21 protein-coding genes are annotated in these 22426 nt (G+C 60.2%); 10 read left to right on the plus strand and 11 right to left on the minus strand.

Annotated elements, in window-relative coordinates; all coding sequences use genetic code 11:
• Positions 1-2: 2 nt before the first annotated feature.
• Both recF and gyrB read left to right on the plus strand, forming a co-directional pair.
• Positions 3-1106, plus strand: coding sequence for a DNA replication/repair protein RecF (gene recF, locus C2E19_RS01065; protein WP_129386940.1), 1104 nt, complete (start codon positions 3-5; stop codon positions 1104-1106).
• Positions 1107-1111: 5 nt separating this feature from the next.
• A complete protein-coding gene (gene gyrB / locus C2E19_RS01070) occupies positions 1112-3529 on the plus strand; it encodes a DNA topoisomerase (ATP-hydrolyzing) subunit B (protein WP_129386943.1) in 2418 nt (805 codons plus the stop codon).
• A 160-nt stretch (positions 3530-3689) separates the two neighbouring features.
• On the opposite strand, the gene C2E19_RS01075 is transcribed toward gyrB, so the two are convergent.
• Entirely contained in the window at positions 3690-4406 is a 717-nt protein-coding gene (locus tag C2E19_RS01075) for a response regulator transcription factor (RefSeq protein WP_129386946.1), read from the minus strand.
• 167 nt (positions 4407-4573) lie between these two features.
• Here C2E19_RS01075 and C2E19_RS01080 point away from each other — a divergent pair, with 167 nt between their 5' ends.
• Entirely contained in the window at positions 4574-6106 is a 1533-nt protein-coding gene (locus tag C2E19_RS01080) for a HAMP domain-containing sensor histidine kinase (protein ID WP_129386948.1), read from the plus strand.
• A 168-nt stretch (positions 6107-6274) separates the two neighbouring features.
• Here the strand turns inward: C2E19_RS01080 and C2E19_RS01085 are convergent, their stop codons facing one another.
• The 4 genes from C2E19_RS01085 to glyQ form a co-directional block, all read right to left on the minus strand.
• Positions 6275-7054, minus strand: a complete 780-nt coding sequence (locus C2E19_RS01085; protein WP_129386951.1) for a 1-acyl-sn-glycerol-3-phosphate acyltransferase — start codon at positions 7052-7054, stop codon at positions 6275-6277.
• A gap of 83 nt (positions 7055-7137) precedes the next feature.
• Positions 7138-7677 (minus strand): D-glycero-beta-D-manno-heptose 1,7-bisphosphate 7-phosphatase, encoded by a 540-nt coding sequence (gmhB, locus tag C2E19_RS01090; protein WP_164979400.1) that lies wholly within the window; start codon positions 7675-7677, stop codon positions 7138-7140.
• A gap of 4 nt (positions 7678-7681) precedes the next feature.
• Entirely contained in the window at positions 7682-9736 is a 2055-nt protein-coding gene (gene glyS / locus C2E19_RS01095) for a glycine--tRNA ligase subunit beta (protein ID WP_129386957.1), read from the minus strand.
• Positions 9733-10686, minus strand: coding sequence for a glycine--tRNA ligase subunit alpha (glyQ, locus tag C2E19_RS01100; RefSeq protein WP_025112261.1), 954 nt, complete (start codon positions 10684-10686; stop codon positions 9733-9735). Before glyQ ends, glyS begins: the two co-directional genes overlap by 4 nt.
• An 81-nt stretch (positions 10687-10767) precedes the next feature.
• Here glyQ and C2E19_RS01105 point away from each other — a divergent pair, with 81 nt between their 5' ends.
• From C2E19_RS01105 to C2E19_RS01115, 3 genes are all read left to right on the plus strand, one after another.
• Positions 10768-11325 carry a DNA-3-methyladenine glycosylase I gene (locus C2E19_RS01105; protein ID WP_129386960.1) on the plus strand — a complete coding sequence of 186 codons (558 nt, stop codon included), beginning with the start codon at positions 10768-10770 and terminating at the stop codon, positions 11323-11325.
• Positions 11326-11365: 40 nt separating this feature from the next.
• Entirely contained in the window at positions 11366-12253 is an 888-nt protein-coding gene (locus C2E19_RS01110; RefSeq protein ID WP_129386963.1) for a lysophospholipid acyltransferase, read from the plus strand.
• A gap of 116 nt (positions 12254-12369) precedes the next feature.
• The gene (locus C2E19_RS01115; protein WP_025112264.1) at positions 12370-12609 is read left to right on the plus strand and encodes a PilZ domain-containing protein; all 240 of its coding nucleotides are present in this window, start codon (positions 12370-12372) and stop codon (positions 12607-12609) included.
• A 4-nt stretch (positions 12610-12613) separates the two neighbouring features.
• Here C2E19_RS01115 and C2E19_RS01120 read toward each other — a convergent pair whose 3' ends face one another.
• The 5 genes from C2E19_RS01120 to def form a co-directional block, all read right to left on the minus strand.
• Positions 12614-12928 carry a tetratricopeptide repeat protein gene (locus C2E19_RS01120; protein ID WP_129386966.1) on the minus strand — a complete coding sequence of 105 codons (315 nt, stop codon included), beginning with the start codon at positions 12926-12928 and terminating at the stop codon, positions 12614-12616.
• A 151-nt stretch (positions 12929-13079) separates the two neighbouring features.
• On the minus strand, positions 13080-14456 hold the full coding sequence (trkA, locus tag C2E19_RS01125) for a Trk system potassium transporter TrkA (protein WP_064389689.1): 1377 nt from the start codon (positions 14454-14456) through the stop codon (positions 13080-13082).
• Positions 14457-14478: 22 nt separating this feature from the next.
• Complete coding sequence (gene rsmB, locus C2E19_RS01130; protein ID WP_129386969.1) at positions 14479-15789, minus strand: 16S rRNA (cytosine(967)-C(5))-methyltransferase RsmB; 1311 nt, start codon at positions 15787-15789, stop codon at positions 14479-14481.
• Positions 15786-16745 (minus strand): methionyl-tRNA formyltransferase, encoded by a 960-nt coding sequence (gene fmt / locus C2E19_RS01135; RefSeq protein ID WP_129386972.1) that lies wholly within the window; start codon positions 16743-16745, stop codon positions 15786-15788. Before fmt ends, rsmB begins: the two co-directional genes overlap by 4 nt.
• 57 nt (positions 16746-16802) lie before the next feature.
• On the minus strand, positions 16803-17309 hold the full coding sequence (gene def, locus C2E19_RS01140) for a peptide deformylase (RefSeq protein ID WP_129386974.1): 507 nt from the start codon (positions 17307-17309) through the stop codon (positions 16803-16805).
• 160 nt (positions 17310-17469) lie between these two features.
• Here def and C2E19_RS01145 point away from each other — a divergent pair, with 160 nt between their 5' ends.
• From C2E19_RS01145 to C2E19_RS01155, 3 genes are all read left to right on the plus strand, one after another.
• The gene (locus tag C2E19_RS01145) at positions 17470-18495 is read left to right on the plus strand and encodes a LysM peptidoglycan-binding domain-containing protein (protein WP_129386977.1); all 1026 of its coding nucleotides are present in this window, start codon (positions 17470-17472) and stop codon (positions 18493-18495) included.
• Positions 18496-18578: 83 nt separating this feature from the next.
• Positions 18579-19676, plus strand: a complete 1098-nt coding sequence (gene dprA, locus C2E19_RS01150; RefSeq protein WP_129386980.1) for a DNA-processing protein DprA — start codon at positions 18579-18581, stop codon at positions 19674-19676.
• Positions 19677-19731: 55 nt separating this feature from the next.
• A complete protein-coding gene (locus C2E19_RS01155) occupies positions 19732-20289 on the plus strand; it encodes an L-threonylcarbamoyladenylate synthase (protein ID WP_129386983.1) in 558 nt (185 codons plus the stop codon).
• An 89-nt stretch (positions 20290-20378) separates the two neighbouring features.
• Here C2E19_RS01155 and C2E19_RS01160 read toward each other — a convergent pair whose 3' ends face one another.
• Positions 20379-21356 carry an NADPH:quinone reductase gene (locus tag C2E19_RS01160; protein ID WP_129386986.1) on the minus strand — a complete coding sequence of 326 codons (978 nt, stop codon included), beginning with the start codon at positions 21354-21356 and terminating at the stop codon, positions 20379-20381.
• A gap of 149 nt (positions 21357-21505) precedes the next feature.
• Between C2E19_RS01160 and hemF the strand changes: the two genes are divergently transcribed.
• Positions 21506-22420, plus strand: coding sequence for an oxygen-dependent coproporphyrinogen oxidase (gene hemF, locus C2E19_RS01165; protein ID WP_129386989.1), 915 nt, complete (start codon positions 21506-21508; stop codon positions 22418-22420).
• Positions 22421-22426: the final 6 nt, after the last annotated feature.

Raw genomic sequence — 22426 nt, forward strand, 5'->3', positions numbered from 1 at the left:
GGATGTCCTTAAGTCGTGTTTCGGTCACCGCGGTGCGCAATCTGCACCCGGTGACCTTCTCCCCCTCCCCCCGCATCAACATTCTTTACGGCGCCAACGGCAGCGGCAAAACCAGTGTTCTGGAAGCCATTCATCTGCTGGGGCTTGCCCGTTCGTTTCGCAGCACGCGTCTGTTGCCGGTCATCCAGTATGAGCAGCTCGCCTGTACCGTGTTCGGTCAGGTTGAATTGGCCGAGGGTGGCCATAGCGCTTTGGGCATCTCGCGCGATCGTCAGGGCGAGTTTCAGATCCGTATCGACGGCCAGAACGCCCGTAGCGCCGCGCAACTGGCGGAGATCCTGCCGCTGCAGTTGATCAACCCCGACAGCTTCCGCTTGCTCGAAGGTGCACCGAAGATTCGCCGGCAGTTTCTCGACTGGGGCGTGTTCCACGTCGAACCGCGCTTCATGGCTACCTGGCAGCGTTTGCAGAAGGCCTTGCGCCAGAGAAACTCCTGGCTGCGGCATGGTACACTTGACGCCGTTTCGCAAGCGGTTTGGGACAGGGAACTGTGCCAGGCCAGCGCTGAAATCGATGAATACCGCCGCGCTTACATCAAAGCCTTGAAACCAGTCTTTGAACAAACCTTGAGCGAACTGGTTGAGCTCGAAGGTTTGACGCTCAGCTATTACCGAGGCTGGGACAAAGACCGGGAATTGAGCGCCGTACTGGCCGGATCCCTGCAACGGGATCAGCAAATGGGTCATACCCAGGCCGGACCGCAACGGGCTGATTTGCGTCTTAGATTGGGCGCACACAACGCCGCGGACATTTTGTCCCGGGGTCAGCAGAAGTTGGTGGTCTGTGCACTGCGGATTGCCCAAGGGCACCTGGTCAGCCAGGCCCGACGCGGTCAGTGTATTTATCTGGTGGATGACTTGCCGTCCGAGTTGGACGAGAACCACCGTCGCGCGTTGTGCCGCTTGCTGGAAGACTTATGCTGCCAGGTGTTCATCACCTGTGTAGATCACGAATTATTGAGGGAGGGCTGGCAGACGGAAACGCCAGTCGCTCTGTTCCACGTGGAACAGGGCCGTATCACCCAGACCCACGACCATCGGGAGTGAAGGCATTGAGCGAAGAAAATACGTACGACTCAACGAGCATTAAAGTGCTGAAAGGCCTGGATGCCGTACGCAAACGTCCCGGTATGTACATTGGTGACACCGACGATGGCAGCGGTCTGCACCACATGGTGTTCGAGGTGGTCGACAACTCGATCGACGAAGCCCTCGCCGGCCACTGCGACGACATCAGCATCATCATCCACCCGGATGAGTCCATCACCGTTAAAGACAACGGCCGTGGCATCCCGGTAGACGTGCACAAAGAGGAAGGCGTTTCCGCCGCCGAGGTCATCATGACCGTCCTCCACGCTGGCGGTAAGTTCGACGACAACTCTTACAAGGTATCCGGCGGCCTGCACGGTGTAGGTGTGTCGGTTGTGAACGCGTTGTCCAAAGAACTGGTCCTGACCGTTCGCCGCAGCGGCAAGATCTGGGAACAGACCTACGTCCACGGCGTACCTCAGGCGCCGATGGCGATCGTTGGCGACAGCGAAACCACCGGCACCCAGATCCACTTCAAGCCTTCGGCTGATACCTTCAAGAATATCCACTTCAGCTGGGACATCCTGGCCAAGCGTATTCGTGAACTGTCCTTCCTCAACTCCGGTGTCGGCATCGTCCTCAAGGATGAGCGCAGCGGCAAGGAAGAGCTGTTCAAGTACGAAGGCGGTCTGCGTGCTTTCGTTGAATACCTGAACACCAACAAGACTGCGGTCAACCAGGTGTTCCACTTCAACATCCAGCGTGACGACGGCATCGGCGTGGAAATCGCCCTGCAGTGGAACGACAGCTTCAACGAGAACCTGTTGTGCTTCACCAACAACATTCCGCAGCGCGACGGCGGTACTCACCTGGTGGGTTTCCGTTCGGCACTGACGCGTAACCTGAACACCTACATCGAAGCGGAAGGCTTGGCGAAGAAGCACAAAGTCGCCACCACCGGTGACGATGCCCGTGAAGGCCTGACTGCGATCATCTCGGTGAAGGTGCCGGATCCGAAGTTCAGCTCGCAGACCAAAGACAAGCTGGTCTCTTCCGAAGTGAAGACCGCGGTCGAACAGGAAATGGGCAAGTACTTCTCCGACTTCCTGCTGGAAAACCCGAACGAAGCCAAGCTGGTTGTCGGCAAGATGATCGATGCCGCTCGCGCCCGTGAAGCCGCGCGCAAGGCCCGTGAGATGACCCGCCGCAAAGGCGCGCTGGACATCGCCGGCCTGCCAGGCAAGCTCGCTGACTGCCAGGAAAAAGACCCGGCGCTGTCCGAACTGTACCTCGTGGAAGGTGACTCCGCGGGCGGCTCTGCCAAGCAGGGACGTAACCGCAAGACCCAGGCGATCCTGCCGTTGAAGGGCAAGATCCTCAACGTCGAGAAAGCCCGTTTCGACAAGATGATCTCCTCCCAGGAAGTGGGCACCTTGATCACCGCACTGGGCTGCGGTATCGGTCGCGACGAGTACAACATCGACAAGCTGCGTTATCACAACATCATCATCATGACCGATGCTGACGTCGACGGTTCGCACATCCGTACCCTGCTGCTGACCTTCTTCTTCCGTCAGTTGCCGGAGCTGATCGAGCGTGGCTACATCTACATCGCTCAGCCGCCGCTGTACAAGGTCAAGAAAGGCAAGCAAGAGCAATACATCAAAGACGACGACGCCATGGAAGAGTACATGACGCAGTCGGCCCTGGAAGATGCGAGCCTGCACCTGAACGAAGAAGCCCCGGGCATTTCCGGTGAAGCGCTCGAGCGTCTGGTGAACGACTTCCGCATGGTGATGAAGACCCTCAAGCGTCTGTCGCGCCTGTACCCGCAGGAACTGACCGAGCACTTCATCTACCTGCCGGCCGTGAGCCTGGAAAAGCTCGGCGACCACGCAGCGATGCAAGAGTGGCTGGCCCAGTACGAAGCGCGTCTGCGTACCGTGGAAAAATCCGGTCTGGTCTACAAGGCCAGTCTGCGTGAAGACCGTGAACGTGGTGTGTGGCTGCCAGAGGTCGAACTGATCTCCCACGGCCTGTCGAACTACGTCACCTTCAACCGCGACTTCTTCGGCAGCAACGACTACAAGACCGTCGTCACCCTCGGCGCTCAACTGAGCACCCTGCTCGACGAAGGCGCGTACATCCAGCGTGGCGAGCGCAAGAAAGCGGTCACCGAGTTCAAGGAAGCCCTCGACTGGCTGATGGCTGAAAGCACCAAGCGCCATACCATCCAGCGATACAAAGGTCTGGGCGAAATGAACCCGGATCAGCTGTGGGAAACCACCATGGACCCGAGCGTGCGCCGCATGCTGAAAGTCACTATCGAAGACGCCATTGGCGCAGACCAGATCTTCAACACCCTGATGGGTGATGCGGTCGAACCTCGCCGTGACTTCATCGAGAGCAATGCGCTGGCGGTTTCTAACCTGGATTTCTGATCCTCGGGCAAATCGTAAAGAAAAATGAAAAAGCCCGGTGAATTCTATTCACCGGGTTTTTTATGGCTAGTCGATGCTGGCAGGCCAATCACTTTTCGCTAGCCAGCGAACCATTTTGTTGATTGCAACAATATGGTTCAAGCTTTCGGAGGCACTAGAGTCAGCTCCCTGTCGCCACACTCTCCAACCGATACCCATACCCATAAATCGTCAACAACTGCCAACCCCGATCCGCCGTCAGCCCAAGTTTGTTCCGCAGCCGATAGATATGCGTATCCAACGGCCGCGACGACGCCATCTCCTCATGCGGCCAGAACCGTTCATACAGATAATCCCGCGACAACGGTCGGCCCAGGTTGCTGAACAAACACCGCGCCAGTCGATATTCACGCTCGGTCATGACAATCGGCTTTCCCTCGCGGGTGACAGTCAGCTCAGCGTCATCAAACGTCAGATCGTTAAAGCTCAGCACTTCCGTCGCCGCCGCACGTTGCTGGCTATGCCGCCGCAATACCGCAGCCACCCGCGCCTTCAGCTCATTCGGCCGAAACGGCTTGCTCACATAATCATCAGCCCCGGCATTCAACGCTTGGACGATATCGCTCTCGCCATCGCGGCTGGTGAGCATGATCGCCGCCGGTGGCGCTTCCATGTGTTCGCGGGTCCAGCGCAGCAGGGCCAGGCCGGTGAGGTCGGGCAGTTGCCAGTCGAGGATCAGCAGGTCGAAGGTTTCCCGGCGCAGTTGCCGTAGCAGGTCTTCACCGCGCTCAAAGCTGTGCAACGACCACGGCTGTTCGCCAGCGTCGGCCATTTGCTGCAGGGTTTGCTCGACCCGGCGCAGTTCGGCGGGTTCGTCGTCCAGTATCGCAACGCGCATACGCGGTGATTCCTTGTTGCTTGGGCAGTTGGCGGACAACCATAGTCGCTCGGCCCTCGCTATGAAAGTAAGCAGCCGCCGTCGGTCGACGTCCGCTATGATTCTTCGGTCTACGTCTCAGACCTGTGGCCTATGAAACCATTCACACTGCCCTGCCCTTTTTCCACATGAACCATGATCGTCGGCGTGAAAGCCGAGAGCCGAGCCAGGTGCAACGCCTGTTTCGCCAGTTGGTGCGCGAATGGTTGTGGATAAGTCTAGTGCTGTTGCCGCTGACTGCGCTGTTGTCTTATCGCGCACAGATCAACTTGCACGATGCGTCTCCCGCCATGGGCGCCTTGTTATCGGTCGCCTTGGTGGCCGGCAGTCTTGGCCTGCTGTTGTGGCGTCCGCGCTGGGCACTGTGGGTCACGTTGATTGGCATGGCGTGCGCGTTGCTGGCCAGTGCAGGTTTAGCGGAAATGCGCCGTTGGTGGTCGCCGACACCTGCAGTGCTGGGCATGTTGTTCGGTTATCTGATCTGGAACTGGCGGCGCCTGAGCGTGGTGCTGACCTATTTCGGCTGGGAACTGGCACGGCTGGACAACGAACCGAAGGTTTTCCCCGAACGCCGTCGCTCGCAATTCACCGGGGCTGACCGTTTGCAGGGCCAGATCATGGCGCTTGAGCAAGCCATGAGCCGAACCCGCGATACCCGTCGGTTTATTGCCGACGGCCTGGAATACCTGCCGGTTGCCACATTGATCAGCGATCCCAAAGGACAGATCCTGTTGGGCAATCGCAAGGCTCGCCAGCTCTTCGATAACAACCTGGTGGGGGATGACGTCCTTGCACAACTCGCACGTCTTGGTTACCCGGAGTTATCCACAGAGCAGCGTCCGCCATTGTCCGCCCTGCCGCTGTTGGAGTTTTGCGATCACAAGGAGCGCAGCCTGCGTCTGGAGCGGGCCGCCCTGCTGCCGGTAGACGGTGACACGCCGATCGGTTGGCTGCTGAGTCTCACCGACCTCAGTGCTGAACGCGCGGCCGAGGAGCAACGCAGTGTGTTGTTGCGCTTTCTTTCCCACGACCTGCGCGCGCCGCACTCTGCCATCCTCGCCTTGCTCGATGTGCACCGTCATCAAGTCGGGGCCGATGCGCCGTTGTTCGAACAAATCGAACGCCAGGTGCGTCGTGCGCTGGATCTGACCGACGGTTTTGTTCTGCTGGCGCGGGCTGAGTCCGAGGCGTACCAATTTCAGCCGACGCTGTTCGCGATGCTGGTGCTGGATGTGCTGGATCAGGCGTTGCCCATCGCCCAGCAGAAACGCATCGAGCTGCTGCATGACATGGATGAGGAATCGCAGGAACGCCTGATCAATGCTGACCAAGGCTTGCTGACCCGCGCGCTGTTCAACCTTTTGGAGAACGCGATCAAGTACAGCCTGGCCGACACCACGATCACCCTGCGCGTCTGTTGCCGCGAGGAGTGGTTGCACTGTGAATTGATCGATCAAGGCAAAGGCATCTCATCCGAAGAGTTGCCCGACCTGTTCAGCCAATATCGACGCTTTTCTTCCGCGCAAGGCATCGACGGCGTTGGTCTAGGCCTGTCGATGGTCAAAGCGGTGGTCGACCACCATGGCGGCAAAATCGAATGCCTGAGCGTGGTTGATCAAGGCACCACGTTCCTATTTGAGTTGCCGCTGATTCACGAGTGAACAGGCACAAAAAAACCGGCTATATCGGCCGGCTTTTTTACATCCTAAAAAAACTTATGCACCTTTTACGGTCTTTTATGAGCTTGAGAAATATATAAGTAAATCAATTACTTAATATCAATAATCAGGCCTTTTCAGCAAAACCGTACACAGGTTATCCACAAAATCTCAGACAGCGATCTGATCATTTGCCGCTGGTGCCTGCGGGGCCGGTGGCAGTGAGCCCATTTCGCGCTGAGTTTTCTCGTTCCAGGCTTGCACCCGGTCGTTCAACTCGGCGATGGCGCGCGGGCCTGTGCCTTCGGCATACATCGGTTCACCAATGACCACAGTGATCACGCCGCACTTTTTGCCCCAGCCGATTTTCGGCCAGAACTTGCCGGCATTGTGTGCAATCGGCAGCACCGGAAGCGCCGCATTCACCGCCAAAGCGCTGCCACTGCGGGAGAACTTGCCGACAGTGCCAAACGGAACGCGTGTGCCTTCCGGGAAGATCAGCACCCAAACGTTGTCCTTGAGCAGCTCATCACCCTTGGCGGCGACTTGTTTCAATGCAGCTTTCGGGTTGTCGCGGTCAATCGCGATAGGCCGCAACATGGCCATGGCCCAGCCGAAGAACGGTACATACAGCAGTTCGCGTTTGAGCACTTGGCTCAGCGGCGAGAAATAAGCGGAGAGAAAGAACGTCTCCCAGGTGCTCTGGTGGTTCGATTGAATCACGCAGGGCCGGTCAGGCACGTTTTCCGCGCCTTTGATTTCGTAACGGATACCGAGAAATACCTTGGTCAACCACAAGGCGCAACGGCACCAGTACACGTTGATGAAACGATAACGCGCCTTGAATGGCAAAAACGGCGCGATAAAAAAACTCAAGCTGCACCACAGCAGGGAGGTGGTGCCCAGCAGAAGGTAAAAGAGAAAAATTCTGATGGCCCGCAGTATCGACATAGTGACGTTTACCGTGACGGGGCAATGCCCGAGTGTTCAAGCGCACTCCCGATCAATCCCTGGTCAGGAACTTCAGAAGTACTCTAGTTGTGGATAAGTTCTGCGGCAATCGCCGCCAGATCGTCAAAAATCAGAGTGCCCACCGGCAGGGTTTTGCCCTGAGTCTTTTCGCCTTTTCCGGTCTTTACCAAAACTGGCTGTGAATCGACGGCTTTGGCGGCCTCCAGGTCACCAAGGCTGTCGCCGACGAACCAGACATTGGTCAGCTCGACGTCGTAATGCGCCGCGATGGTTTTCAGCATCCCCGGTTTCGGCTTGCGGCAATCGCAGCCTTCGTCCGGCCCATGCGGGCAATACACGATCAGCCCGACCTCACCGCCCTGCTCCGCCACCAACTCGCGCAACCGCGCGTGCATGGCATCGAGGGTGGCGAGGTCGTAGTAGCCGCGAGCAATACCCGACTGGTTGGTGGCGACCGCCACCGTCCAGCCGGCCTTGCTCAACTGCGCAATCGCCTCGATCGAGCCGGGCAACGGCATCCACTCCGCCACGGACTTGATGTAAGCGTCGGAGTCGTAATTGATCACTCCGTCCCGATCGAGAATCAGCAGTTTCAACAGCAATCCCTCAACCCAGCAGCGAAATGTCGGCAACACCGAGGAACAGGCCACGCAGACGCGCCAGCAGCGCGTAACGGTTGGCCCGTACATTGGCGTCGTCGGCATTGACCATCACCGCGTCGAAGAATGCATCCACCGGCTCGCGCAAGGCGGCCAGGCGTGCCAGCGATTCGTTGTACTGACGCGCTGCGGCCATCGGCTGCACCGCTTGATCCGCTTGCTGGATCGCCGAGTACAGCGAGAACTCGTTGGCGTTATCGAAATACTTGGCTTGGACCTCGGTCGGTACCGCGCCTTCTACTTTGCTCAACAGGTTCGATACACGCTTGTTCACTGCCGCCAGCGCTGCCGCTTCCGGCAGCTTGCGGAACGCTTGCACCGCTTGCACACGCTGATCGAAGTCCAGCGCCGAACCCGGCTTCAGGGCACGTACCGACAGGTAAGTGGCCACTTCAACGCCTTCGTCTTCGTAGCGTGCACGCAGACGGTCGAAGATGAACTCCAGCACCGACTCGTTGAGGCCGGCAGCCTTAACCTTGGCACCGAACGCGGCCACGGCGAACGCCACGGCATCGTTCAGGTCCAGATCAAGTTTCTTCTCGATGAGGATACGCAGCACACCGAGTGCCGCGCGGCGCAGGGCATACGGGTCTTTGCTGCCGGTTGGCAGCATGCCGATACCAAAGATACCGACCAGGGTGTCGAGCTTGTCAGCGATGGCAACGGCCGCACCGGTCAGGGTCGACGGCAGTTCTGCACCGGCACCGCGTGGCATGTATTGCTCGTTCAGCGCCAGCGCGACGTCTTCCGGCTCGCCGTCATTGAGGGCGTAGTAGTAACCGGCGACACCTTGCATCTCCGGGAACTCGCCAACCATTTCAGTGGCCAGGTCGCACTTCGACAGCAGGCCCGCGCGAGCAGCCCACGACGCGTTGCCGCCAATGCGTGCGGCGATGTACGCAGCCAGTTTTGATACGCGCTCGGCCTTGTCGTAGACGCTGCCGAGTTTTTCCTGGAACACCACGTTCTTCAGGCGATCATTGAAAGCTTCGAGTTTCTGCTTCTTGTCTTGCTTGAAGAAGAACTCGGCGTCGGTCAGGCGTGGGCGAACCACTTTTTCGTTACCGGCGATGATCTGCTGCGGGTCTTTGCTTTCGATGTTGGCCACAGTGATGAAACGTGGCAGCAACTTGCCGTCGGCATCCAGCAGGCAGAAGTACTTCTGGTTGTCCTGCATGGTGGTGATCAGCGCTTCCTGCGGCACGTCGAGGAAACGTTCCTCGAACGAACACACCAGCGGCACCGGCCATTCAACCAGCGCGGTCACTTCGTCGAGCAATGCCGGCGGAACGATAGCCGTGCCTTCCTGACGGGTGGCCAGCTCTTCGGTGCGCTTGCTGATGATCTCGCGACGCTCGTTGGCGTCGGCCAGCACGTAAGCGGCACGCAGGTCGGCGAGGTAGCTCGACGGCGAACCGATGCGCACGCTTTCCGGGTGATGGAAACGGTGACCACGGGAATCACGGCCAGCCTTCTGCGCGAGGATGGTGCAGTCGATGACCTGGTCACCGAGCAGCATCACCAGCCACTGGGTCGGACGCACGAACTCTTCCTTGCGCGCACCCCAACGCATGCGTTTCGGGATCGGCAGGTCGTTCAGCGAATCTTCGACGATGGTCGGCAGCAGGCTCGCGGTCGGCTTGCCGGCGATGCTCTGGCTGTAACGCAGTTTCGGGCCGCTCTGATCGATTTCGCTCAGATCAACGCCGCATTTCTTGGCGAAACCCAAAGCTGCCTGAGTCGGGTTGCCGTCAGCGTCGAACGCCGCCTGACGTGGCGGGCCGTCGAGGTTGATGCTGCGATCCGGTTGCTGGGTGGCCAGCGCGGTGATCAGCACAGCCAGACGGCGCGGCGCCGCGTAGACGGTTTTAGTCTCATAGCTCAGGCCTGCGGCTTGCAGGCCCTTGTCGATACCGGCGAGGAATGCCTCAGCCAAGGTGTTCAGGGCTTTCGGTGGCAGTTCTTCGGTGCCCAGTTCAACCAGAAAATCTTGCGCACTCATTGTGCTGCCTCCAGCTTGGCCAGTACTTCGTCACGCAGATCCGGGGTCGCCATCGGGAAGCCCAGCTTGGCGCGCGCCAGCAGGTAGGCTTGCGCAACGGAACGCGCCAGGGTGCGTACGCGCAAAATGTATTGCTGACGCGCGGTCACCGAGATCGCCCGGCGCGCATCCAGCAGGTTGAAGGTGTGCGACGCCTTCAGGACCATTTCGTAGCTCGGCAACGGCAGCGGCTGGTCGAGTTCGATCAGGCGCTTGGCTTCGCTTTCATAGAAGTCGAACAGTTCGAACAGCTTGTCGACGTTGGCGTGTTCGAAGTTGTAAGTGGACTGCTCCACTTCGTTCTGGTGGAACACGTCGCCGTAGGTGACTTTGCCCATCGGGCCGTCAGCCCAGACCAGGTCGTAGACCGAATCCACGCCTTGCAGGTACATGGCCAGACGCTCGAGGCCGTAAGTGATCTCGCCGGTCACCGGGTAGCACTCGATGCCACCAGCCTGTTGGAAGTAGGTGAACTGAGTCACTTCCATGCCGTTCAGCCAGACTTCCCAGCCCAGACCCCATGCGCCGAGGGTCGGCGATTCCCAGTTGTCTTCGACGAAGCGAATGTCGTGAACCAGTGGGTCCAGGCCGACATGCTTGAGGGAGCCCAGGTACAGTTCCTGGAAGTTGTCCGGGTTGGGCTTGAGCACGACCTGGAACTGATAGTAGTGCTGCAGACGGTTCGGGTTTTCACCGTAGCGGCCGTCAGTCGGACGGCGGCTTGGCTGCACGTAGGCGGCGTTCCAGGTTTCCGGGCCGATGGCACGGAGGAAGGTCGCGGTGTGGAAAGTGCCGGCGCCTACTTCCATATCGTAGGGCTGAAGTACCACGCAACCTTGCTCGGCCCAGTATTGCTGGAGCGCGAGGATCAAGTCTTGGAAGGTACGCACGGCTGGCGTAGGCTGGCTCACGAAATTCACCTGTTTCTTGGGCTGCGATTTAAAGAGCGGGAGTATACCCGATTCAGTCGCACCTCCACCCCCTGGAGCCTTATGCCACGCTGCTTTTGGTGTACCGAAGATCCGCTGTACATGGCTTATCACGATCAGGAGTGGGGCACGCCGCTACGCGATGCGCAGGGTTTGTTCGAGTTGCTTTTGCTCGAAGGGTTCCAGGCCGGGCTGTCGTGGATCACCGTGCTGCGCAAACGCGAGCGTTATCGCGAGGTGTTGTTCGGCTTCGACGTGCAGCGCGTGGCGCAAATGAGCGACGCTGAAATCGACGAGTTGATGCTCGATCCGGGGATCATCCGCAACCGCCTCAAACTCAATGCCGCCCGCCGCAATGCCCAGGCCTGGCTGGCGCTGGAGGATCCGGTGGGGTTCCTCTGGTCGTTCGTCGGCGACCAGCCGATCATCAATCATTTCAAGGATCGCAGCGAAGTCCCGGCGATCACCCCCGAAGCGCTGGCGATGAGCAAAGGCCTGAAAAAGGCCGGGTTCACGTTCGTCGGCCCGACCATTTGCTACGCACTGATGCAGGCCTCGGGCATGGTCATGGACCACACCCAGGACTGCGACCGCTACGCGCAGCTCGCCAACGGCGGTTAGAATGGGCGCCTCGCGCACCGCACAAGATCAGGAGTGACCTGTGGAAAAGTTTAAAGGCGCCTTGCTGGTAGGCGCTCTGCGGCTGTTTGCCCTGCTGCCATGGCGGGCCGTGCAGGCCGTGGGTTCGGCGATCGGCTGGATCATGTGGAAAACCCCCAACCGCTCCCGCGACGTGGTGCGGATCAATCTCGCCAAATGTTTTCCACAGATGGATGCGGCCGAACGTGAGCGTCTGGTCGGCCAAAGCCTGAAAGACATCGGCAAGTCGCTGACCGAAAGCGCCTGCGCGTGGATCTGGCCGGCGCAGCGTTCGATTGATCTGGTGCGCGAAGTCGAAGGCCTCGACGTGCTGAAAGACGCCTTGGCCTCGGGCAAAGGCGTGGTCGGCATCACCAGCCACCTGGGCAACTGGGAAGTGCTCAACCACTTCTATTGCAGCCAGTGCAAACCAATCATTTTCTACCGCCCGCCAAAGCTCAAGGCTGTGGACGATTTGCTGCGCAAACAGCGCGTGCAACTGGGCAACAAAGTCGCCGCCTCCACCAAGGAAGGCATCCTCAGCGTCATCAAGGAAGTGCGCAAAGGTGGTGCAGTGGGCATCCCCGCTGACCCGGAACCAGCCGAATCCGCCGGGATCTTCGTGCCGTTCTTCGCCACGCAAGCGCTGACCAGCAAATTCGTTCCGAACATGTTGGCCGGTGGCAAAGCCGTCGGCGTATTCCTGCATGCGCTGCGCCTGCCCGACGGTTCCGGCTACAAAGTCATCCTCGAAGCCGCGCCCGAAGCCATGTACAGCACCGACACCGCCGAATCCTGTGCGGCAATGAGCAAAGTCGTCGAACGCTACGTCGCGGCGTATCCAAGCCAGTACATGTGGAGCATGAAGCGCTTCAAAAAGCGCCCACCCGGCGAAGAACGCTGGTACTGAGGTAATTGGCACACTCTGTGGATAACCTGTAGGAGCTGCCGCAGGTTCGGGCCGCGATCGGACGATCTTTGATCCTGCTTGAGTTATCCACAACCGTTCAAAAAGGGCGCACCAAGATGTCCGAACAACGCAAATCCTTCCGCATCAAGATCACCCACGACAGCTTCGGCGAATGCCTCGGGCAAACCCGCAACCTGTCCCCGACTGGCGTGTACGTCCAGCACCCGCGCTTGGCTTCTTTGCCCAAAGGCGCGGTGGTTTATGGCCAGGTACAGGACTTACCCACAGGCGCGCCGCGAGTGCGGATGGAAGTGGTGACGGTCGATGCGGAAGGCATCGGCCTGCGCTATCTATAGAAAATCACTGCGCCTGACGATCGAGCTTCTTCAAGAACACCGTCATTTCCTTCTCGGCCTGCTTGTCGCCATGCGCGCGGGCCGCTTCCAGACCTTGCTCCCACGCCTGACGCGCGGCAGCGTGATTGCCCAGCGCCAGCTGCGCCTTGCCCAACAATTTCCACGCCGCTGAATACTTCGGATCAAAGCCGACACAGCGCTGGAAATGCTCGGCGGCTTTGGCATTTTCGCCCAGATCCAGATAGCCCTTGCCCAGGCCGAAGCGCAGCAGAGAGTTATCCACACCCTTGGCGAGCATTTTTTCCAGAGATTCGAGCATGGGTGGATACCTTTTCGGGGGAGTGTCAGGTGTTGATCGGGTTTAGTGAGGCCGCTTTCGCGAGCAAGCCCGCTCCCACAGGGGGAATGCATTCCAAATGTGGGAGCGGGCTTGCTCGCGAAGAGGCCATCACAGTCAGCGAAATTCCGGATCAGAAGAAGCTCAACCCCACATGAAACAGCTTCTCCACATCGCGAATATGCTTTTTATCCACAAGGAACAGAATCACATGGTCGCCCGCTTCGATCACCGTGTCGTCGTGGGCGATGATCACTTGTTCGTTGCGGATCACCGCACCGATCGTGGTGCCCGGCGGCAGGCCGATTTTCTCGATCGGCTTGCCAATCACCTTGCTCGATTTCGCATCACCGTGGGCAATCGCCTCGATCGCCTCCGCCGCGCCGCGCCGCAATGAGTGCACGCTGACGATATCGCCACGGCGCACGTGGGCCAGCAGCGTGCCGATGGTCGCCAGTTGCGGGCTGATGGCGATGTCGATATCGCCGCCCTGAATCAGATCGACGTAGGCCGGGTTGTTGATGATCGTCATGACCTTCTTTGCCCCCAGCCGTTTCGCCAGCAGCGACGACATGATGTTGGCTTCGTCATCGTTGGTCAGCGCGAGGAAGATGTCGGCGTCGGCAATGTTCTCTTCCAGCAGCAAATCGCGGTCGGACGCACTGCCCTGCAACACCACGGTGCTGTCGAGGGTGTCGGAGAGATAGCGGCAACGCGCCGGGTTCATCTCGATGATCTTCACCTGATAACGGCTTTCGATGGCCTCGGCCAGACGCTCGCCGATCTGCCCGCCGCCCGCAATGACGATGCGTTTGTAGGTTTCATCGAGGCGGCGCATTTCACTCATCACCGCGCGAATATTCTCACGCGCGGCGATGAAGAAGACCTCGTCGTCGGCCTCGATCACGGTATCGCCCTGCGGCAGGATCGGCCGGTCACGGCGAAAAATCGCCGCAACGCGGGTTTCGACATTCGGCATGTGTTCGCGCAACTGCCGTAGTTGCTGCCCCACCAACGGCCCGCCGTAATAGGCACGCACCGCCACCAGTTGCGCCGCACCTTCGGCGAAATCGATCACCTGCAAGGCGCCGGGATGCTGGATCAGGCGCTTGATGTAGTTGGTCACCACTTGCTCGGGGCTGATCAGCACGTCGACCGGGATCGCTTCGTTCTGAAACAGTTGTTCCTCGCGATTGAGGTAGGACGCTTCACGCACCCGGGCGATCTTGGTCGGGGTGTGGAACAGCGTGTGGGCGACCTGGCAGGCGACCATGTTGGTTTCGTCGCTGTTGGTCACCGCCACCAGCATGTCGGCGTCATCGGCACCGGCCTGACGCAACACCGACGGCAGCGAGCCACGGCCCTGCACGGTACGGATGTCGAGGCGATCGCCGAGGTCGCGCAGGCGTTCGCCGTCGGTATCGACCACGGTAATGTCGTTGGCCTCGCTGGCCAGGTGTTCCGCCAGCGAACCGCCGACCTGTCCCGCACCGAGGATGATGATTTTCATCCAGTCACTCCGTTGAATCCGTTTAGCCGCGCGCGGCAGCGATCTTGATCAGCTTGGCGTAGTAGAAACCGTCATGCCCACCCTGCTGGGCCAGCAATTGGCGGCCATGGGGCTGTTTGATCCCTGCCGTGGTGGCCAGATCCAGTTCGCGGGCGCCTGGTGTGCGCTCAAGGAACGCGGCGATGACTTCGGTGTTTTCGGTCGGCAGCGTCGAGCAGGTGGCATACAGCAGGATGCCGCCGACTTCGAGGGTTTTCCACATCGCCTCGAGCAGCTCGCCTTGCAGTTGCGCGAGGGCGACGATGTCGTCGGGCTGACGGGTCAGCTTGATGTCCGGATGGCGACGGATCACGCCGGTGGCCGAGCATGGTGCATCGAGCAGGATGCGCTGGAACGGTTTGCCGTCCCACCATTTGTCGATATCACGGCCATCGGCAGCGATCAATTCGGCGTCGAGACCCAGGCGTTCGAGGTTTTCTTTGACTCGCACCAGACGTTTGGCTTCCAGATCCACCGCCACCACGCCGGCCAGTGCCGGTTCGGCTTCGAGGATGTGGCAGGTCTTGCCGCCAGGCGCGCAGCAGGCGTCGAGCACGCGTTGGCCCGGCGCCAGGTCGAGCAGGTCAGCGGCCAGTTGCGCGGCTTCGTCCTGCACGCTGATCCAGCCTTCGGCGAAACCCGGCAGGCTGCGCACGTCGGCGGCGGCTTCGAGGATGATGCCGTCGCGGCTGTACACGCACGGTGTCGCAGCAATGCCGGCCTCAGTCAGCAGACCGAGGTAAGCGTCGCGGCTGTGATGGCGGCGATTGACCCGCAGGATCATCGGCGGATGCGCGTTGTTCGCCTCGCAGATGGCTTCCCACTGTTCCGGCCAGAAAGCTTTCAGGGATTTTTGCAGCCAGCGCGGATGAGCGGTGCGCACCACTGGATCGCGCTCCAGTTCGGCGAAAATCGTCTCGCTTTCGCGCTGGGCATTGCGCAACACGGCATTGAGCAGGCCTTTCGCCCAAGGTTTTTTCAGCTTGTCGGCGCAACCGACGGTTTCGCCGATGGCGGCGTGGGCTGGCACGCGGGTGTAGAGCAACTGATAGAGACCGACCAGCAGCAGCGCTTCGACATCGGCATCCGCAGCTTTGAACGGTTTCTGCAGCAGCTTCTCGGCCAGCGCCGACAGACGTGGCTGCCAGCGCGCGGTGCCAAAGGCCAGGTCCTGAGTGAAACCGCGATCGCGATCCTCGACCTTGTCCAGTTGCGTCGGCAGTGAGCTGTTCAACGAAGCTTTGCCACTGAGTACGGCGGCGAGTGCCTTGGCGGCGGCCAGACGCGGGTTCATTGCGCGTCCACCGCTGCGCCGAGCACCGTGCCGACAGCGAACTTCTCACGACGGCTATTGAACAGGTCGCTGAAATTCAGCGCTTTGCCGCCGGGCAATTGCAGGCGGGTCAGACACAGCGCCTGTTCACCGCAGGCGACGATCAGCCCGTCCTTGCTGGCGCTGAGGATTTCACCCGGCGCGCCTTTGCCGTCGGCAATGGTTGCCGCCAGTACTTTCAGCGCTTCACCGTTGAGGGTGCTGTGGGTAATCGGCCATGGATTGAAGGCGCGCACCAGGCGCTCCAACTCAACCGCCGGACGGCTCCAGTCGATGCGTGCTTCGTCTTTGTTGAGTTTGTGCGCGTAAGTGGCGAGTTCATCGTTCTGCACTTCGCCTTCAAGGGTGCCAGCAGCCAGACCGGCAATCGCCTGCACCACGGCCAGCGGCCCCATCTCGGCGAGACGGTCGTGCAGGCTGCCGCCGGTATCTTCGCCGGTGATCGGCGTGACCACCTTGAGCAGCATCGGCCCGGTGTCGAGGCCGGCTTCCATGCGCATCACGGTCACGCCGCTTTCGGCATCACCGTGTTCGACGGCGCGCTGAATCGGCGCCGCACCGCGCCAGCGTGGCAGCAAGGAGGCGTGACTGTTGATGCAGCCCAGACGCGGAATATCCAGCACCACTTGCGGCAGGATCAGGCCGTAGGCGACCACCACCAGCAAATCCGGTTTCAGCGCGGCCAGTTCAGCTTGAGCCTGCGGGTTGCGCAACGTCGGCGGCTGCAACACCTGGATATTGTTTTCCAGCGCGAGCTGTTTGACCGGGCTCGGCATCAGTTTTTGCCCGCGACCGGCCGGACGATCCGGTTGGGTGTAGACCGCAACGATCTCGTAAGGGCTGCTCAGCAGGGCCTTGAGGTGTTCGGCGGCGAATTCCGGGGTGCCGGCAAAAACGATGCGCAGTGGCTCAGTCATGAAGGGAGTCTCATAAAAAGAAAAAGGCTTGCCGCAGCAAGCCTTTGAAGAGGGGCATCAAGCGTTCTGGCGGTGCTGCTTTTCCAGTTTCTTCTTGATCCGGTCGCGTTTGAGCGTGGACAGGTAATCGACGAACAATTTGCCGTTGAGGTGGTCGCATTCGTGCTGGATGCACACCGCGAGCAGGCCTTCGGCGATCAGTTCATAGGGCTTGCCGTCGCGGTCCAGCGCCTTGATCCTGACCTTCTGCGGGCGATCGACGTTTTCGTAGAAACCCGGGACCGACAGGCAGCCTTCCTGATATTGCTCCATTTCGTCGGTCAGCGATTCGAACTCGGGGTTGATGAACACCCGGGGTTCGGTGCGGTCTTCGGAAAGGTCCATCACGACGATACGTTTGTGCACGTTGACCTGGGTCGCGGCGAGGCCGATGCCCGGCGCTTCATACATTGTTTCAAACATGTCGTCGACCAACTGACGCACTTCGTCGTCCACTACAGCCACTGGTTTGGCGATAGTGCGCAGACGTGGGTCCGGAAATTCGAGGATGTCTAAAATGGCCATAGGCTTTGATTGCTGCACGTATTGAGTAAAGTCGGGCGATGGCCTGGCAGGTCCGAAGATGCAGGCTACCGTTGTGAAGCGTAGCTTGTGCAATTTGCTCAAGCGAGCCACGGGGGCTCTGACGGTTCACGCGAACGCACATGATAAAGGGATTCACTGCATGAGGAAAACACTACTCGCCCTGCTGTTGCTGGCTTCGGCCGGCGTGGCGCAAGGGCAAGTGCAACTCAGGGATGATTTTCCACAGCAATACACGGTGGTTGCGGGTGACACACTCTGGGACATTTCCGGCAAATACCTGCGCGAACCCTGGCAGTGGCCGCAGCTGTGGCGGGCCAATCCGCAGATTGAAAACCCCAACCTGATCTACCCTGGCGACACGCTGACGCTCAGTTACGTCAACGGTCAGCCCCGCCTGATGCTCAATCGCGGTGAGTCGCGCGGCACCATCAAGCTCTCGCCACGGATCCGCACCAGCCCGGTGGCCGAGCCGATTCCGAGCATTCCGCTCAAGTCGATCAACAGTTTTCTGCTGAGCAACCGCATCGTCGACAAGGTCGAGGAGTTCGACAAGGCGCCATATATCGTCGCCGGCGATGCCGAACGCGTGCTCAGCGGTACCGGTGACCGTATCTTCGCGCGCGGCCATTTCGACCCGAATCAGCCGGTGTACGGCATCTTCCGTCAGGGCAAGGTCTACACCGACCCGCAGACCAAGGAGTTTCTCGGGATCAACGCCGATGACATCGGCGGTGGCGAAATCGTTGCCACCGAAGGCGACGTCGCTACCCTCGCGCTGCAACGCACCACCCAGGAAGTGCGCCTCGGTGACCGCTTGTTCAGCGGTGAAGAGCGATCGATCAACTCGACCTTCATGCCCAGCGCGCCGACCAGCGCCATCAACGGCGTGATCATTGACGTGCCGCGCGGCGTCACGCAGATCGGCGTGATGGACGTGGTTACCCTGAACAAGGGCAAGCGTGACGGTCTGGCCGAAGGCAATGTGCTGGTGGTGATGAAAACCGGCGAGACCGTGCGTGACCGCATTACCGGCCAGCCGCTGAAAATTCCCGACGAACGCGCCGGGTTGCTGATGGTGTTCCGCACTTACGACAAGCTCAGCTATGGCCTTGTCCTCAATGCTTCACGCTCGCTGGCGGTGCTCGACAAGGTGCGAAATCCGTAAGCTTGCTTAACAAGTTACCAACAGAGTTATCCACAGCTTGTTCCGAATGGTTCGGGACTTATAACGATCAAGGATGATCCACGATGCTCTCTGTCTGCACGCCGGTTTCGCCGGCGGAACTGGAAGCGCGCCTGCGCCTGCACCGCTTGCCGGAAATCGGTCCGAAGCGCTTTGCCAAATTGCTCGACGCCTTCGGCTCGGCGTCCAAAGCCATCAGCGCGCCAGCGAGTGCCTGGCGCTCGCTGGGAATGCCGGCGGCCTGCGCCGAAGCGCGACGCAGTCCTGAGGTGCGCGATGGCGCCAGCCATGCGATGCGCTGGCTAGAGCGCCCGGAGCATCATTTGCTGATGTCCGATCAGGCGGATTATCCGGCGCTGCTGGCGCAGATTCCCGATCCGCCGCCGCTGCTGTTTGTTGCTGGCGACCCACTGATTCTGGAAAAACCACAACTGGCGATGGTCGGCAGCCGTCGTGCCTCACGCCCGGGGATGGATACGGCGGCGGCGTTCTCGCGCAGCCTTGCCGGGGCTGGTTTTGTCATCACCAGTGGTCTCGCACTGGGTATTGATGCCGCCGCGCATCAGGCGGCACTGGATGTCGGTGGCTTGACCGTGGGTGTGTTGGGCACCGGCCTGGAAAATTTTTATCCACAGTGCAATCGACGCCTGGCTGACGCGATGATTGCGTCCGGCAGCGCGGTGCTTTCAGAGTTTCCGCTGGACGCCGGACCGACGCCGAGCAACTTCCCGCGGCGTAACCGGATCATCAGCGGCTTGTCGCTCGGTGTGCTGGTGGTCGAGGCCAGCGTCGCCAGCGGTTCATTGATCACTGCGCGGCTGGCAGCGGAACAGGGGCGCGAGGTGTATGCAATCCCCGGTTCGATCCATCACCCCGGTGCGCGCGGTTGTCATCAATTGATTCGCGACGGTGCGGTGCTGGTGGAAACCATCGAACACATTCTCGAAGCGCTGCGCGGCTGGCAGCATTTGCCGTTGTTCACAGACACAGCGAAAGTCGATCACCCGTTGCTCGCCCTACTCCACGCCGCGCCGCATACCAGCGAAGGTCTGGCCGACAGCAGCGGCTGGGCGTTACCGAAAGTGCTGGCAGCCCTGACCGAACTGGAAATGGATGGCCGCGCGGTATGCGAAAACGGCCGCTGGTTTGCGCGGGTGAGCTAGGTTTTACAAGGAAGATCGGTAAACTGCGCGAAACCTGTTTGCGGAGAGTTTTTTCATGGTCAACAGTTGGCGTGTGCAACAAGCCGCACGAGAGATTCGCGCCGGGGCGGTGATTGCCTATCCAACCGAAGCCGTCTGGGGGCTGGGTTGCGACCCGTGGAATGAAGAGGCGGTGGATCGGCTGCTGGCGATCAAGAATCGCTCGGTCGACAAGGGCCTGATTCTGGTGGCCGACAACATTCGCCAGTTCGATTTCCTGTTCGAAGACTTCCCGCAAGAATGGATCGACCGCATGGCCAGTACCTGGCCGGGGCCGAACACCTGGCTGGTGCCGCACCAGGGTCTGTTGCCGGAGTGGGTGACGGGCGTGCACGACACTGTGGCGTTGCGCGTTAGTGATCATCCACAGGTGCGCGATTTGTGTTCGATGGTCGGGCCGTTGATTTCGACCTCGGCCAACCCGCAAGGACGCCCGGCGGCGCGCACGCGGTTGCGCGTCGAGCAGTATTTCCGGGGGCAGATTGATCTGGTGCTGGGCGGGGAATTGGGTGGACGCAAGAATCCGAGCCTGATTCGTGATCTGGCCACGGGCAACGTCGTGCGCCCGGCTTGATACCGAGTAGCCTCATTCGCGAGCAAGCCCGCTCCCACAATTGAAATGCATTCCAAATGTGGGAGCGGGCTTGCTCGCGAAGGGGCCGGTCAAGGCAACAGAATGGTTGAACCTGTGGTGCGTCGAGCCGACAACTCGGTTTGCGCTTTGGCAGCATCAGCCAACGAATAGCGCTGACTGATATCCACCTTGATCTTGCCGCTGATGATCATCTCGAACAGCTCATCCGCCATCCGCTGCAAATTCTCAGCGTTATTGGCGTAAGTCGCCAATGTCGGCCGTGTCACATACAGCGAGCCTTTGGCCGAAAGAATCCCCAGGTTCACCCCGTCCACCGCGCCCGACGCATTGCCGAAGCTCACCACCAGACCACGCGGTGCAACGCTGTCCAGCGAAGTCAGCCAAGTGTCCTTGCCCACACCGTCGTACACCACCGGGACTTTCTTGCCATCGGTCAGCGCCAGCACGCGCTCGGCAACGTTCTCATGGCTGTAATCAATGGTCGCCCACGCACCATTGGCCTTGGCCAGTTCGGCCTTCTCTTTCGAACTGACCGTGCCGATCAGCTTCACGCCCAGGGCCTTGGCCCATTGGCAGGCCAGCGAACCAACGCCACCGGCGGCGGCGTGGAACAGAATGGTTTCGCCACCTTTCAGTTCATAAGTCTGACGCAGCAGATATTGCACGGTCAGGCCTTTGAGCATTACCCCGGCGGCCGTTTCGAAGCTGATTTCATCCGGCAGTTTCACCAGATTGGCTTCGGGCAACACGTGCAACTCGCTGTAAGCCCCCAATGGGCCACTGCCATAGGCCACGCGATCGCCGACCTTGAAGCGGGTGACGCCGCTGCCGACCGCGTCAACCACGCCTGCACCTTCCGCACCGAGACCGGACGGCAAGGCTGGCGGCGCGTACAGACCGCTGCGGAAATAGGTGTCGATGAAATTCAGGCCGATCGCCTTGTTCGCCACGCGCACTTGATTGGGGCCGGGCGCGGCGGGTTCGTAGTCAACAAATTCGAGCACTTCGGGGCCGCCGTGGGCGCGGAACTGGATACGCTTTGCCATCTGCCTGCTCTCCTTGGGTCTGTCGTGAACCCCCTATCCAACTCCCATGCTTGATCTTCGTCAACTGCGGCGCGCCAGTCTGCGGTGGTATGCTACGCGCCCATTTGCGTCGCCCGCCTGCGGGGCGCCGCCCGATTCAAGGTGAAGCCATGACGACCCGCACCGACGCCGTAAAGGCCTATCTGCTCGACCTGCAAGACCGTATCTGCGCTGCACTCGAAACCGAAGACGGTGGCACGCGCTTCGTCGAAGACGCCTGGACCCGGCCGGCGGGCGGTGGCGGTCGCACCCGCGTGATCGAGAACGGCACGCTGATCGAAAAGGGCGGCGTCAACTTTTCCCACGTCTACGGCAACGGTCTGCCACCGTCGGCCAGCGCCCATCGCCCGGAATTGGCCGGTCGCGGTTTTGAAGCCCTCGGTGTGTCGCTGGTGATTCACCCGCACAACCCGCATGTGCCGACGTCCCACGCCAACGTGCGCTTTTTCATCGCCGAGAAGGAAGGTGAAGAGCCGGTCTGGTGGTTCGGTGGTGGCTTCGACCTGACCCCGTATTACGGCAACGAAGAAGACTGCATCCATTGGCATCGCGTTGCTCAACAGGCTTGCGCGCCATTCGGGCCGGACATTTACCCGCGCTACAAAGCCTGGTGCGACACCTACTTCCACATCAAGCATCGCCACGAACCGCGCGGTATCGGCGGGCTGTTCTTCGATGATTTGAACGAGTGGGACTTCGACACCAGCTTCGCCTTCATGCGCGCCATTGGCGACGCCTACATCGATGCCTATCTGCCGATCGTGCAGCGCCGGAAAAACGATGCCTTCACCGCCCAACAGCGTGAATTCCAGGAATTCCGCCGTGGCCGCTACGTCGAATTCAATCTGGTTTACGACCGAGGCACGCTGTTCGGCCTGCAATCGGGCGGGCGTACCGAATCGATTCTGATGTCGCTGCCGCCGCAAGTGCGTTGGGGCTACGACTGGAAGGCTGCGCCTGGCAGTGAAGAGGCGCGCCTGACCGAGTACTTCCTGCAAGACCGCGACTGGCTGGCCCAGGCCTGAGGATTA

It is taken from the genome of Pseudomonas sp. DTU12.3 (genome assembly GCF_004124275.1).
In the GTDB taxonomy this organism is placed as follows: Bacteria; Pseudomonadota; Gammaproteobacteria; order Pseudomonadales; family Pseudomonadaceae; genus Aquipseudomonas; species Aquipseudomonas helmanticensis.

Coding starts and splice junctions, on each gene's coding strand:
- recF (WP_129386940.1), top strand. CDS start 3: ATGTCCTTAAGTCGTGTTTCGGTCACCGCGGTGCGCAATCTGCACCCG.
- C2E19_RS01075 (WP_129386946.1), bottom strand. CDS start 4,406: ATGCGCGTTGCGATACTGGACGACGAACCCGCCGAACTGCGCCGGGTC.
- C2E19_RS01080 (WP_129386948.1), top strand. CDS start 4,574: ATGAACCATGATCGTCGGCGTGAAAGCCGAGAGCCGAGCCAGGTGCAA.
- C2E19_RS01085 (WP_129386951.1), bottom strand. CDS start 7,054: ATGTCGATACTGCGGGCCATCAGAATTTTTCTCTTTTACCTTCTGCTG.
- glyS (WP_129386957.1), bottom strand. CDS start 9,736: ATGAGTGCGCAAGATTTTCTGGTTGAACTGGGCACCGAAGAACTGCCA.
- C2E19_RS01105 (WP_129386960.1), top strand. CDS start 10,768: ATGCCACGCTGCTTTTGGTGTACCGAAGATCCGCTGTACATGGCTTAT.
- C2E19_RS01115 (WP_025112264.1), top strand. CDS start 12,370: ATGTCCGAACAACGCAAATCCTTCCGCATCAAGATCACCCACGACAGC.
- C2E19_RS01120 (WP_129386966.1), bottom strand. CDS start 12,928: ATGCTCGAATCTCTGGAAAAAATGCTCGCCAAGGGTGTGGATAACTCT.
- trkA (WP_064389689.1), bottom strand. CDS start 14,456: ATGAAAATCATCATCCTCGGTGCGGGACAGGTCGGCGGTTCGCTGGCG.
- rsmB (WP_129386969.1), bottom strand. CDS start 15,789: ATGAACCCGCGTCTGGCCGCCGCCAAGGCACTCGCCGCCGTACTCAGT.
- fmt (WP_129386972.1), bottom strand. CDS start 16,745: ATGACTGAGCCACTGCGCATCGTTTTTGCCGGCACCCCGGAATTCGCC.
- def (WP_129386974.1), bottom strand. CDS start 17,309: ATGGCCATTTTAGACATCCTCGAATTTCCGGACCCACGTCTGCGCACT.
- C2E19_RS01145 (WP_129386977.1), top strand. CDS start 17,470: ATGAGGAAAACACTACTCGCCCTGCTGTTGCTGGCTTCGGCCGGCGTG.
- dprA (WP_129386980.1), top strand. CDS start 18,579: ATGCTCTCTGTCTGCACGCCGGTTTCGCCGGCGGAACTGGAAGCGCGC.
- C2E19_RS01155 (WP_129386983.1), top strand. CDS start 19,732: ATGGTCAACAGTTGGCGTGTGCAACAAGCCGCACGAGAGATTCGCGCC.
- C2E19_RS01160 (WP_129386986.1), bottom strand. CDS start 21,356: ATGGCAAAGCGTATCCAGTTCCGCGCCCACGGCGGCCCCGAAGTGCTC.
- hemF (WP_129386989.1), top strand. CDS start 21,506: ATGACGACCCGCACCGACGCCGTAAAGGCCTATCTGCTCGACCTGCAA.